13 protein-coding genes are annotated in these 13467 nt (G+C 39.8%); 10 read left to right on the forward strand and 3 right to left on the reverse strand.

Features of this window, described 5'->3' with window-relative positions; genetic code table 11:
• Window positions 1-78 precede the first annotated feature (78 nt).
• On the reverse strand, window positions 79-2526 hold the full coding sequence (fadE, locus tag EHE21_RS04690) for an acyl-CoA dehydrogenase FadE (protein ID WP_194951993.1): 2448 nt from the start codon (window positions 2524-2526) through the stop codon (window positions 79-81).
• Between the two features lie 238 nt (window positions 2527-2764).
• On the opposite strand from fadE, the gene lpcA reads away from it, so the two are divergent.
• Window positions 2765-3343: a D-sedoheptulose 7-phosphate isomerase gene (gene lpcA, locus EHE21_RS04695; RefSeq protein WP_006534804.1), complete on the forward strand. Its 579-nt coding sequence runs from the start codon at window positions 2765-2767 to the stop codon at window positions 3341-3343.
• A 53-nt stretch (window positions 3344-3396) separates the two neighbouring features.
• Complete coding sequence (locus EHE21_RS04700; protein WP_075672373.1) at window positions 3397-4164, forward strand: class II glutamine amidotransferase; 768 nt, start codon at window positions 3397-3399, stop codon at window positions 4162-4164.
• Here EHE21_RS04700 and EHE21_RS04705 read toward each other — a convergent pair.
• Complete coding sequence (locus tag EHE21_RS04705) at window positions 4135-4902, reverse strand: L,D-transpeptidase family protein (RefSeq protein ID WP_194951994.1); 768 nt, start codon at window positions 4900-4902, stop codon at window positions 4135-4137. The two genes, EHE21_RS04700 and EHE21_RS04705, sit on opposite strands and share 30 nt — an antisense overlap.
• A gap of 415 nt (window positions 4903-5317) precedes the next feature.
• Between EHE21_RS04705 and EHE21_RS04710 the strand changes: the two genes are divergently transcribed.
• The 8 genes from EHE21_RS04710 (at window position 5318) to nqrM (ending at window position 12498) form a co-directional block, all read left to right on the forward strand.
• Window positions 5318-6658: a Na(+)-translocating NADH-quinone reductase subunit A gene (locus tag EHE21_RS04710; protein ID WP_194951995.1), complete on the forward strand. Its 1341-nt coding sequence runs from the start codon at window positions 5318-5320 to the stop codon at window positions 6656-6658.
• Between the two features lie 3 nt (window positions 6659-6661).
• On the forward strand, window positions 6662-7900 hold the full coding sequence (locus EHE21_RS04715) for an NADH:ubiquinone reductase (Na(+)-transporting) subunit B (RefSeq protein WP_099075142.1): 1239 nt from the start codon (window positions 6662-6664) through the stop codon (window positions 7898-7900).
• Window positions 7893-8681 (forward strand): Na(+)-translocating NADH-quinone reductase subunit C, encoded by a 789-nt coding sequence (locus EHE21_RS04720; RefSeq protein WP_194951996.1) that lies wholly within the window; start codon window positions 7893-7895, stop codon window positions 8679-8681. The genes EHE21_RS04715 and EHE21_RS04720 overlap by 8 nt, the downstream gene beginning before the upstream one ends.
• The gene (locus EHE21_RS04725; protein WP_088493503.1) at window positions 8674-9303 is read left to right on the forward strand and encodes an NADH:ubiquinone reductase (Na(+)-transporting) subunit D; all 630 of its coding nucleotides are present in this window, start codon (window positions 8674-8676) and stop codon (window positions 9301-9303) included. The genes EHE21_RS04720 and EHE21_RS04725 overlap by 8 nt, the downstream gene beginning before the upstream one ends.
• Window positions 9304-9308: 5 nt before the next feature.
• Complete coding sequence (gene nqrE / locus EHE21_RS04730) at window positions 9309-9905, forward strand: NADH:ubiquinone reductase (Na(+)-transporting) subunit E (RefSeq protein ID WP_006534792.1); 597 nt, start codon at window positions 9309-9311, stop codon at window positions 9903-9905.
• Window positions 9906-9921: 16 nt separating this feature from the next.
• Window positions 9922-11148, forward strand: coding sequence for an NADH:ubiquinone reductase (Na(+)-transporting) subunit F (nqrF, locus tag EHE21_RS04735; protein WP_194951997.1), 1227 nt, complete (start codon window positions 9922-9924; stop codon window positions 11146-11148).
• 80 nt (window positions 11149-11228) lie between these two features.
• Window positions 11229-12251, forward strand: coding sequence for an FAD:protein FMN transferase (locus EHE21_RS04740; RefSeq protein ID WP_102949400.1), 1023 nt, complete (start codon window positions 11229-11231; stop codon window positions 12249-12251).
• 19 nt (window positions 12252-12270) lie between these two features.
• A complete protein-coding gene (gene nqrM / locus EHE21_RS04745) occupies window positions 12271-12498 on the forward strand; it encodes a (Na+)-NQR maturation NqrM (protein WP_023580998.1) in 228 nt (75 codons plus the stop codon).
• 93 nt (window positions 12499-12591) lie between these two features.
• Here the strand turns inward: nqrM and EHE21_RS04750 are convergent, their stop codons facing one another.
• Window positions 12592-13464: a glycerophosphodiester phosphodiesterase family protein gene (locus EHE21_RS04750; protein WP_194951998.1), complete on the reverse strand. Its 873-nt coding sequence runs from the start codon at window positions 13462-13464 to the stop codon at window positions 12592-12594.
• Between the last annotated feature and the right edge of the window lie 3 nt (window positions 13465-13467).

Raw genomic sequence — 13467 nt, forward strand, 5'->3', positions numbered from 1 at the left:
AATAAAAAACACCTCATGACTAAAAGTGATGAGGTGTTTGTGTTCTATCAGGGGAAATATTTCCCTTTATCTCGATTGTTAGGCTGCTTTGTCTGTTTTGACTTTGTCAGTTTTCGGCTTTTTTGCTGGCACCGCCAATGCATCAAAGTCAAATTCATCAACATTGATACTCCGTAAGCGACTCTGTTCTGCTTTACGTAAGATATCAGCTTCTTCTTGAGTTACTCGTTTATCAGCCAGTGCTTTGTCTGCTAATTTATCTAATTGAGTAAAGTTAAATTTCTTCTCATAGAGGCGACAAATACGGTCGAAAATAGGTTCAGCCGCTAAAATATCCAGCAGTGCTTCTTCCATTAAACCATGTGGATTATGCTCGCTTGGTGTTAAGTATTGACCTCTACCAATGCGATCACGGGTTTCAGACGGTTGTTGGATAAGTTGCGCCACTTTGCTATCTAATTTATCTGATGGTAATTTTTGAGCTTTACCCAGTGGGAAAATAATTGCTCGCATAGTGCCAGCAACAGCACGGCTTGGGAAATTGCGTAGCAGTTCGTCAATCGCATTTTCAGCTTGGTATAAACACTCTTTTACGCTCCAATGTACGAGAGGTAAATCGGCGGTATGGCGACCTTCATCTTCATAACGCTTAAGTGCGGCAGATGCGAGGAAGATATGACTTAATATATCACCCAAGCGTGCTGAAATACGCTCACGACGTTTTAAGCTTCCGCCTAAAACACCCATTGAAACATCAGATAACAGCGCCATATTGGCACTCAGACGGTTAATTTGTTGATAATAACGACGAGTTTCATCATTAGTTGGCGAATTACTTAATCGTCCATTGGTGATACCTAACCATAGACTGCGTAAGGTGTTACTTGCCACGTGACCGATATGACCAAATAAAGCACGGTCAAAATCGTGTAGGTTATTGTCTCGTGCCGCTGCAATTTCATCTAATACATAAGGATGGCAACGGATAGCACCTTGACCATAAATGATCATGCTACGAGTTAAAATATTGGCACCTTCAACCGTGATGGCAATTGGAGAACCTTGATAAGAACGTGCGACAAAGTTTGATGGCCCAAGGCTGATCCCTTTACCACCAACGATATCCATTGCATCAATAACGCCACGTTGTGCTCGGTGAGTACAATGATATTTTACGATAGCGGATAATACGGCAGGTTTTTCTCCCAGCATAATACCCGTAGTAATTAAGGTTGCCGCCGAATCTAAAAGATAGGCGTTACCAGCCAGACGAGCTAATGGCTCTTCAATGCCTTCCATTTTACCAATTGGAATTTTGAACTGACGACGGACACGAGAATAAGCACCTGTTGCCATAGCCACACTTTTTAATCCGCCAGTAGAGTTTGAAGGGAGAGTGATACCTCGACCAACAGAGAGACATTCCACCAGCATTCTCCAGCCCTGACCTGCCATTTTTGGTCCACCAATGATGTAATCGATAGGAACAAAAACATCTTTACCACGAGTCGGTCCATTCATAAATGGTACGTTCAGTGGGAAATGACGATGACCGATTTCAACACCTTTGACATCAGTTGGAATTAACGCACAGGTAATGCCTGGGTTTTCGTCATCACTTAATAGATGGTCAGGATCGCGTAATTTAAATGCTAATCCTAATACGGTTGCGATAGGGGCGAGCGTGATATAGCGTTTATTCCATGTTAAACGAAGACCAAGTACTTGCTCGCCTTGCCATTCACCCATACAGACTATGCCACTGTCAGGAATAGCTCCTGCATCGGAGCCCGCTTCAGGGCTTGTTAATGCGAAACAAGGAATTTCATCGCCTTTGGCTAAACCGGGTAAATAGCGTTTTTTCTGTTCATCAGTACCGTAGTGTTGTAGCAGTTCGCCGGGGCCTAAAGAATTAGGTACACCCACGGTGATGGCTAAAATACCAGATACTCCCGACAGTTTTTGCAATACGCGTGATTGAGCGTAGGCTGAAAACTCTAATCCGCCGTACTCTTTTTTAATGATCATCGCAAAGAAGCGATTATCTTTAAGGTATTGCCAAATTTCAGGAGGTAAATCAGCTAATTCATGTGTGATCTCAAAGTCGTTTGTCATACGGCAAACTTCTTCGACAGGTCCATCAAGGAAAGCTTGTTCTTCAGCTGTTAACTGTGGTTTAGGGTAATTATGAAGTTGTTTCCAATCGGGAGCACCACGGAAAAGCTCACCTTCCCACCATGTTGTACCTGCATCAATAGCTTCTTGTTCTGTTTTAGACATAGAAGGCATGACTTTTTGAAATGCTTTAAGTGCAGGTACTGAGATATAGGCTCTACGAATAGAAGGAATAGTAAAGGGTAATAAAACCAATGCAACGGGGAGGAGTAACCAGTAACTCCAAATATTGGCGATACCCATTACTAACGTATAAGCAATAAGTGCGAGGCTACTTACCGCAATACCGAATTTGCGATAACTAAGTACGCCAATAAGAATAATAAAAAGTACGATACTGAGTAGTGTCATAATAAACTCCTGTATTTAGCAAGAGATCAGAGGTCAGACCTGTTGTTTGTTATTTAGATCTAATCCAGTCACTAACTTTTATCAATATATTTACATTCTAATTACAATATAGCTCACAAATTATTCGTAAATGAGAGAAGTTAGCATTTGTCGATAATAGGTATCTTCTTTCATGACATTTAATCCGTTACACTGAGAAACAGAAAATTTCGATTACCCTTTCTGGAGTAAAAATCCTATGTACCAAGATCTTATCCGTGGTGAATTAACAGAAGCAGCAGATACACTCTCTCGCTTTCTTCAAGATGATGCAAATATTGAAGCTATCCAAAAAGCTGCGGTGTTATTAGCAGATTCTTTTAAAGCAGGCGGTAAAGTATTATCTTGCGGTAATGGTGGCTCTCATTGTGATGCAATGCATTTTGCAGAAGAGTTAACCGGACGCTATCGTGAAAATCGCCCTGGTTATCCTGCCATTGCTATTTCAGATGTAAGCCATATTTCATGTGTGAGTAATGATTTTGGCTATGAATATATCTTCTCTCGTTATGTTGAAGCAGTGGGTAAAGAAGGTGACGTTCTGTTGGGTATTTCAACCTCAGGCAATTCAGGCAATATCATCAAAGCAATTAGTGCTGCGCGTGAGAAAGGCATGAAAGTCATTACGTTAACGGGGAAAGATGGCGGAAAAATGGACGGTACAGCAGATATTGAAATTCGTGTACCTCATTTCGGTTACGCTGATCGTATTCAAGAAATTCATATCAAAGTTATCCATATTCTGATCCAATTAATTGAAAAAGAAATGGAAAAATAATTTGTTGATATTGCTATAAATTAGCAATAAACATCGACAAGAAGGAGTGAGCGATGTGTGAGTTGTTAGGCATGAGTGCAAATGTACCGACAGATATTAACTTCAGTCTAAGTGGCTTAATTCCTCGAGGTGGAAAGACAGGACCTCATAAAGATGGATGGGGAATTACTTTCTACGAAGGATTGGGATGTCGTACATTTAAAGATCCTCAAGCCAGCGCAATTTCACCAGTCGCTCGCTTTGTTCAAGAGTACCCGATTAAATCAGAGGCTGTGATCGCTCATATTCGTCAAGCGAATCGAGGTAATGTCTCTTTAGAAAATACCCATCCTTTCACCCGTGAATTATGGGGAAAAAACTGGACTTATGCGCATAATGGTCAACTGAAAGGTTATCAATCTCTTGAGACAGGGCGTTTTCGGGCGATAGGGCAGACAGATAGTGAAAAAGCTTTTTGCTGGATCTTAAATCAACTTGAAAATCGCTATAAACGAACTCCTGTGAATTGGCCTGCTGTATTTCGTTTTATCGCTATTTTAGCCTCTCAATTAAAGCAAAAAGGGGTCTTTAATATGCTGTTGTCGGACGGTCGATTTGTAATGGCATATTGTTCAACTAACTTACACTGGATCACGCGTAAAGCACCTTTCGGCAAAGCAAAATTACTTGATCAAGATGTAGAAATTGATTTCCAGCAACACACACAATCAGATGATGTGGTTTCTGTTATTTCAACATTACCATTGACTGGAAATGAATCTTGGCAGCGTATTCCCGCTGGCGAGTTTGTCTTATTTGATCGTGGTGTGCGTATTCTGTAGCCATTTGCTTTCGCTATTTTGTGATAAGTTAAGGACTGAATTTACACTATTCGATGAAGTCAAAGTGCTATTAACGTAATAACGCCCATCTTGAACAGTAACAGATGGGATTTGTTTGCGCTCTTCAACATATTGGTAGGCTGGCATAAGCTGTTGCCAGAAATCCATATCTTTTGAGTACTGGTGTTTTTTCATATTTTCAGCGGTCATCTTAAATGGAAAAATATGAATATTAATCGTAGATTGGCCTCCTTGTAGCGCCAATTCAGCATACTGATAAATTTCGTCCATTACTGAATCTGTCATTGCATAGCAACCAACTGATTTACATGCCCCGTGGATCATTAAAAAGTCGCCGGTGTATCCTTTTGATTTATCATATTGATTAGGAAATCCTAGGTTAATAGCTCGGTAAAATCGACTGTTCGGATTTAATTGCGAGAAATTGACCTGATAAAAACCTTCAGGGCTTTTTAAATCACCTTGAAACTTTTTAGGTCCAAGACCTCCAGAATAGCTACAAATAGGGTAAGTACGTACTTTTTCTAATTGCCCATCTAATTTTTCCGTATAAAGTTCAAGTAAGCTTTCTTCTTTGAAAATTTGAATATAGATAGGCTCGCCTGTACTTTTTTTAACAGGTTTCATTAGGAAACTTGAACTATTTTCAGCGTTAACTAATAAGGAAGTTAACATTAATGTTAAAAAACTGATTAGTAGTTTTGCGTGACTGGTCATGGTTTTATCAGAAAAATAGCTTAAAATTTGTTGATAAAGTAGATCGTAGATTGCTATGAAGCAATAAATTTGTAAATTAAAATCTGATATGGTTTCTTTTCTTTTACAAAATATTCTGTATGAAATTTAGTCGCTCGTCGAGAAAAATGATATTTTAATTCGGTTTATACGAGTTGTTAACGTTTCAGTCAAAATAATATTCCCATTTGCTTGAGCTAAATCACTCGAATAGTCAGACAGGTTTAGGCTGAGATGATAAAATTCAGTTCGGCAGAATAAGAGAAAATAGTAACAATTATCGGAGATAAATAACTTAAGGTTCAAAAACACCTTAAGATGTTTTTATTACAGAGTCGCTACATTTTCGGGGTGAATTTGTAGCTTAGGGTTTAACTGATAAACTTGTGCAAATCTTATGATTAAAATTAAAAAAGGACTCGACCTCCCAATTGCAGGAGCGCCTGCCCAAGTGATAGAAGACGGACCCGCGATTCGACGCGTAGCATTGCTAGGTGAAGAATATGTCGGTATGCGTCCTTCTATGATGGTTTCGGAAGGTGAGCATGTAAAAAAAGGGCAAATTCTTTTTGAAGATAAAAAGAATGCCGGTGTTGTTTTCACCAGCCCAGCTTGTGGTAAAGTCGTTGCAATTAACCGCGGCGAACGTCGTGTGTTCCAATCTATCGTTATCGAAATTGATGGCGACGAAGAAATTACCTTTAACCGTTATGATAGCTCAACGCTCTCAGACCTGACCCGCGAACAAGTTGAAACTAACCTTGTTAATTCGGGAATGTGGACTGCGTTAAGGACTCGTCCTTATAGCCGTACTCCGCATTTAGGCACAACACCTGTTGCCATTTTCGTCTCTGCAATGGATACAAATCCGCTTGCAGCAGATCCTATGGTTATTATTGAGCAAAATGAGAAGGCATTTAATGATGGCCTTGTTGTTTTAACTCGTTTAACCGAAGGGAAAGTCTATGTTTGTCATGGTGAAAAATCACCGACAAAATTAAATGACGGACAAATTAGCTATAACCAATTTGCAGGCCCACATCCAGCAGGATTAGTCGGTACGCATATCCATTTCTTAGAACCTGTTAGTACTAAGAAAATGGTTTGGCATTTAAATTATCAAGATGTTATTGCTATTGGTTATCTGTTTACAACAGGTTCTTTATATACAGAGCGTGTTGTTGCATTAGCTGGCCCTCAAGTAAAAGCACCTCGTTTAGTGCGTACTCGTTTAGGGGCTGATCTCTATGAGTTAACTAAAGATCAATTAGTTGATGGTGAAAACCGCATTATTTCTGGCTCTGTATTATGGGGATGGAAATCTGATGAGGCTCATCACTATTTAGGTCGTTTCCATAACCAAGTTTCTGTATTACGTGAAGGTCGTGATAAAGAGTTATTTGGTTGGGGTATGCCGGGTAGCGATAAATTTTCTATCACTCGTACCACTATCGGTCACTTCTTAAAAAATAAACGCTTTGCATTCACAACTACTATGAATGGTGGCGAACGTTCAATGGTACCAATTGGTAACTATGAGCGTGTGATGCCGTTAGACATTATGGCAACGCATTTATTACGTGATTTAGTTGTAGGTGATACTGACAGTTCTCAAGCATTAGGTTGTTTGGAATTGGATGAAGAAGATTTGGGATTATGTACTTATGTTTGCCCAAGCAAATATGAGTATGGCCCAGCACTGCGCCAAGTATTGACCAAAATTGAGCAGGAAGGGTAACTCATGGGTTTGAAAAATTTATTTGAAAAAGTAGAGCACCATTTTGAGCCCGGTGGCAAATTAGCAAAATGGTACGTACTTTATGAGGCAGTGACCACGGTATTTTATACGCCAGGTACTGTCACGCGTAATGGCGGTCATGTTCGTGACACTATTGACCTAAAACGCATGATGATCTTAGTTTGGTTAGCCGTTTTCCCAGCAATGTTTTGGGGAATGTATAACGTAGGTCATCAAGCGATCCCTGCACTTAATCAGTTATATAGTGGTGCTGAATTACAGCAAATCATTGCTTCAGATTGGCACTATCGCCTTGCTGAATTCCTCGGCGCATCATTAACAACAGATGCGGGTTGGGCAAGTAAGATGCTACTTGGTGCAACTTACTTCTTACCTATTTATCTAGTTGTTTTTGCGGTTGGCGGATTTTGGGAAGTTCTTTTTGCCTTTATTCGTGGTCATGAAATTAACGAAGGCTTCTTTGTAACATCAATCTTATTTGCCTTAATCGTACCGCCAACATTACCACTTTGGCAGGCTGCATTAGGTATTACGTTTGGTGTTGTTATCGCGAAAGAAATCTTTGGTGGGACAGGACGTAACTTCTTAAACCCAGCATTGGCAGGTCGTGCATTTCTGTTCTTTGCTTATCCGGCTCAAATTTCAGGTGATTTAGTTTGGACTGCGGCTGACGGTTTCTCTGGTGCAACACCATTGTCACAATGGTCTGTATCGGGTGAAAGTGCATTAGTAAATACCGTCACTCAACAACCTATCTCTTGGATGGATGCTTTCCTTGGATATATTCCAGGGTCGATCGGTGAAGTTTCAACGCTGATGATTTTAATCGGTGGTGCTGTCATTCTTTTTGCTCGCATTGCTTCATGGCGTATTGTCGCTGGGGTAATGGTGGGCATGATTGCAATGTCATACCTGTTTAACCTCATCGGTTCAGATACCAATCCTCTCTTCTCAATGCCTTGGCACTGGCACTTAGTATTAGGTGGTTTTGCTTTCGGTATGATGTTTATGGCAACAGATCCAGTATCCGCATCGTTTACTGATAAAGGTAAATGGGCTTACGGTATTTTGATTGGCGTAATGGCTGTGCTTATTCGTGTCGTCAATCCGGCTTACCCAGAAGGTATGATGCTGGCAATCTTATTCGCAAACTTATTTGCACCACTGTTCGATTACGTGGTTGTTCAGGCGAATATTAAGCGGAGAAAAGCTCGTGGCTAAAGAGAAAAACAAAGATAGCGTCGCAAGAACGTTCCTCGTTGTATTTATTCTATGTCTAGTGTGTTCCGTGGTAGTAGCAGGAGCCGCTGTTGGACTGAAGTCTAAACAAGAAGAGCAAAAACTTCTTGATAAACAACGTAATATTCTTGATGTTGCGGGTCTGCTCGTACCTAAAATGAGTGCGACAGATGTACTGAAAGTGTATGACACTCGTATTAAAGCAAAAATTGTTAATTTCCAGACAGGTGAACTGACTGATAGCAAAGGCAATTTTGATTTAAACGCTGCATTACGTAGTGATGATACTTCCATTGCATTATCTCCAGCCGACGATGCAGCTAAAATTCGTCGACGTGCAAATACCGCAGAAGTGTACTTTGTTCTTGATGAACAAGGCAAAACCACAGAAGTCGTTTTACCAGTTTATGGTTCTGGCTTATGGTCTGTGATGTATGCATTTATTGCGGTTGATATTGATGGTGTGACTTCTAAAGGTATTACCTATTATGCTCATGGTGAAACGCCAGGCTTAGGTGGTGAAGTTGATAACCCTCAATGGAAAGCACAGTGGAAAGGTAAGCGCTTAATTAATGAAGAAGGCGTACCTGCAATTAAAATTGTGCGCAGCGGCGCAGCGGCTGGTAATCCTTATGGCATTGATGGACTTTCTGGTGCAACACTGACCTCAAATGGTATCCAGCATATGTTCGATTTCTGGTTAGGTGAAAAAGGTTTCGGCCCATTCCTGAAAAAAGTTCGTGAAGGAGAGATCAATGGCTGATACAAAAGAAATTAAACGAGTTTTACTTGGGCCATTGTTAGATAACAACCCGATTGCCTTACAGGTATTAGGTGTGTGTTCTGCATTGGCGGTAACAACAAAACTTGAAACCGCATTAGTGATGACAATAGCGGTAACTTTGGTTACTGCATTCTCAAGCTTCTTTATTTCACTAATTCGTAATTACATACCAAGTAGTGTTCGTATTATTGTTCAAATGGCGATTATTGCTTCATTAGTTATCGTTGTTGACCAAATACTACAAGCTTATGCGTATGAAATTTCTAAGCAACTATCTGTTTTCGTTGGTCTTATCATTACTAACTGTATTGTAATGGGTCGTGCTGAAGCTTATGCGATGAAAGCACCTCCTGTTGAAAGCTTTATGGATGGTATTGGTAACGGCTTAGGATACGGCGTTATCTTGATCCTTGTTGGTTTTTTACGTGAACTCTTTGGTTCTGGTAAATTATTCGGCATTACAGTAATGGAATCTGTCCAAAATGGTGGCTGGTATCAGCCAAACGGTTTATTCCTGTTAGCACCAAGTGCGTTCTTTATTATTGGCTTGCTAATTTGGGGATTACGTACATTAAAACCTGCACAGGTTGAAGAGGACTAATCGCCATGGAACATTATATAAGCCTGTTTGTTCGTGCTGTTTTTATTGAGAATATGGCGCTCGCATTCTTCTTAGGGATGTGTACATTCCTCGCTGTTTCTAAAAACGTAAAAACCGCTTTTGGATTAGGTATCGCTGTTACCGTTGTTCTGGGTCTTTCTGTACCGTTGAATAACTTGGTTTACAACTATGTGTTACGTGATAATGCATTGATGGAAGGTGTTGATTTAAGTTTCTTAAACTTTATCACTTTCATTGGTGTGATTGCGGCACTGGTACAAATCCTAGAGATGATTTTAGACCGTTATTTCCCTGCGCTGTATAACGCACTAGGGATCTTCTTGCCACTTATTACCGTTAACTGCGCCATTTTCGGTGGTGTGTCATTTATGGCACAACGTGACTATAACTTTAGTGAATCTATTGTTTATGGTTTCGGCTCTGGGATTGGTTGGATGTTAGCCATCGTATTACTGGCTTCTATTCGTGAGAAAATGAAGTACGCGGATGTACCGGCAGGTATGAAAGGGTTAGGCGTTACTTTTGTCACCACAGGGTTGATGGCATTAGGTTTCATGTCCTTCTCTGGTGTTCAGCTATAAAGGGTGAGAAGAACTCATGGATATAATTATTCTAGGTGTCGTGATGTTTACCCTGATTGTATTGGTATTAACAGCGTTGATTTTGTTCGCAAAATCAAAACTGGTCAATACAGGGGATATTTCAGTTGAGGTCAATGGAGACCCAGAAAAAAGTTTTGATGCACCAGCAGGTGATAAATTACTTAACGTATTATCAAACGAAGGTATTTTTATTTCATCAGCTTGCGGTGGCGGTGGCTCTTGTGGTCAGTGCCGCGTTAAAGTGCTGGAAGGTGGCGGTGATATTTTACCGACAGAACTTTCGCATATTAACAAGCGTGAAGCTAAAGAAGGTTGTCGTTTAGCATGTCAGGTAAACGTAAAAAACAACTTGAAATTAGAATTACCAGAAGAAATCTTTGGTGTTAAAAAGTGGGAATGTGAAGTTATCTCAAATGATAATAAAGCTACTTTCATTAAAGAATTAGTGTTAAAAATCCCTGAAGGTGAGGTTGTACCTTTCCGTGCTGGTGGATTTATTCAAATCGAATGTCCTCCTCATACGGTACGTTATGAAGATTTTGATGTACCAGAAGAGTATCGTGAAGATTGGGATAAATTTAATTTATTCCGTTATGTTTCTGACGTTAAAGAAACCACTGTACGTGCTTATTCAATGGCGAACTACCCTGAAGAGCATGGCATCATCATGTTAAACGTGCGTATTGCAACACCTCCGCCACGTAATCCTGATGTGCCACCAGGAATTATGTCATCGTATATTTGGTCATTAAAACCGGGCGATAAAGTGACAATTTCAGGACCATTTGGTGAATTCTTTGCTAAGAAAACCGATGCTGAGATGATCTTTATTGGTGGTGGTGCAGGTATGGCGCCAATGCGTTCACATATCTTCGACCAATTGAAGCGCTTACATTCTAAACGCAAAATCAGCTTCTGGTATGGTGCACGTTCTGTTCGTGAAATGTTCTACACTGAAGATTTCGATATGCTTGCAAAAGAAAACGAAAATTTCACATGGAATGTCGCACTTTCAGATGCATTACCTGAAGATAATTGGACTGGCTATACTGGATTTATTCACAATGTGTTGTTTGAGAATTACCTCAAAAATCATCCAGCACCAGAAGATTGTGAATTCTATATGTGTGGACCGCCAGTGATGAACGCAGCAGTTATTAAAATGCTCAAAGATTTAGGCGTTGAAGATGAAAACATTATGCTGGATGACTTTGGAGGTTGATCCTAACGTCCGATAAAGCATAAATGAATGAAATGACAAGCGCCCACTAATGTGGGCGCTCATGATCAGAAGAGAGAGTTATGTTAAAAAGAAAGATGATAAATTGGATAGTGATGCTGTCTGCATTAGTTCTATTATCTGCATGTGGTGAAAAACAGCAGGTATTAGAAGGCGAAACCATGGGAACTTATTACTCGATTAAATATGTTCCGGATAGTAATTCACCTCCACAAAACGTCTTACAAACAGAGATTGATCGTATTCTTGAAGAAGTTAACGATCAAATGTCAACATATCGTCCTCATTCTGAACTCAGTCGTTTCAATCAAAGCCGTGAAATTAATACTCCATTTCCTGTTTCACCGGCAACAGCAAAAGTAGTCAGTGAAGCTATCCGCATTAATAAAATGACTGATGGTGCTTTAGATGTGACTGTGGGGCCGTTAGTGAATTTATGGGGATTTGGTCCAGAAGGTCGATTTACGCATCAACCTTCTGAAGATGAATTAGCAAAACGTAAACAGTGGATTGGAATTGATTATCTTGCTGTTGAAGGTAATTCGTTAATTAAGAAGATCCCTGAACTTTATGTTGATCTCTCTTCAATTGCTAAAGGCTATGGTGTTGATGCTGTAGCTGAATATTTAATTTCACAGAATATCACTAACTATATGGTTGATATTGGTGGTGAAGTAAGAACCCAAGGTGTGAATGGTAATGACAAGCTTTGGCGTATAGCGATTGAAAAACCGGCAAATGATGGCACGAAACAGAGTGTTCAGTTAATTATTGAACCGGGTGATAACTCAATTGCCACTTCTGGTGACTATCGTAACTATTTTGAAGAAAATGGTGTTCGTTTTTCTCATACTATTGACCCAACCACAGGTCACCCTATTAAACATAACCTTGTTTCTATCACTGTGATTGTACCAACTTGCATGAGTGCTGATGGTCTTTCAACAGGGTTGAATGTTTTAGGGCCTGAAAAAGGGTTAGCAGTAGCAAACGAACTAAATATTCCTGTCTTTATGATAGTGAAAACTGAAAATGGGTTTGAAGAGCGTTATAGTAAAGCGTTCGCCCCATTCTTGAAAAAGTAGAATTTAAGGAGAGAAGGTTATGTTAAAAATATTTCTATTTGCCTTCATCTTATTCTTGATTGCCTTCTTTGGTATGGCGTTAGGCTATATTGTAAAACGTAAAAGCCTTCAAGGTAGCTGTGGCGGTTTAGGTGCTATGGGCATAGAGAAAGAGTGTGATTGCCCCGAACCTTGTGATGCACGTAAAAAACGTATGGCAAAAGATGCAGCAAGAGAAGAATTACTTAATAAAAATAGAATTCTTTAAGTAAGATATAAGAATAAGAAAAAGAGTGATGTATATATTTACATCACTCTTTTTTATTTCTTTCTAAGAAAACTAAGATAAAAGCGAGGGCGCTTACTCTTTTCTAAATGCTTTCATATTTGCGGGTGAATCAACCATAACTGCATCAGCACCCAATTCAGTGGCTTGAATATAGTCTTTCTCTGTGTTGATCCCAAAAAGGACAATATGAGCATTGCCACCAGCACGAAAACAAGACATTGCATCTTTATCCCAACTCAGAACTGAAGCGGAACGCGCTTCTCCTAATGTGTACTTCTCAACAACCTCGACTTTGCGGTGAAGCTCAAGTCCGTACCAACGAGTAATATCTAAATTTTCAGGTAACAGGCAAACATGGCTCATTGTGATATTGGCTAAAATATCACGAGTGATATCACGGCTTTCAAAACGTTGTACATTAGTCGGTAAGGCATCAAGAAATGCGGTATTTGTAGAATAAACGCGAGTTCTATCCAGTGCGTTATGATTACGAAGTACGGTTATTAATGCTTCCCCTTGGATTGCTGGATCAGCATCTGGGGATTTTAGATCAAGATAAAATTGTGTTGTGGGGAATAGAGTTAAGATCTCATCCAATGTGGGAATGGTGACACCTTTATTTCGATAAGGAAATTGCTGAGCTTCACCAAATTTATAGCCGGCATCCCATTGCTTCAGTTGTTGTGCAGTAAATTCAGAAACACTACCTTGCCCATTCGTTAAGCTTTTTAAATCGCTAGGGCGATAAAGGACAGGAATATTATCTTTCGATAATTGAATAGTGATCCAAATTGCATCAGCTTGATTAGAGAGCGCTGTTCTTATAGCAATTTCAGTATTTTCAGGGGCATCAGCTGTGCCACCACGATGTGCGATAATTTTAGGAGATGCCATAAGGATTACAGAATAAAAAAAGAGAGAAATAGCGATGAATAACTTGATCATGAA

The sequence above is a fragment of the Proteus sp. GOKU genome (genome assembly GCF_015475555.1).
In the GTDB taxonomy this organism is placed as follows: Bacteria; Pseudomonadota; Gammaproteobacteria; order Enterobacterales; family Enterobacteriaceae; genus Proteus; species Proteus mirabilis_B.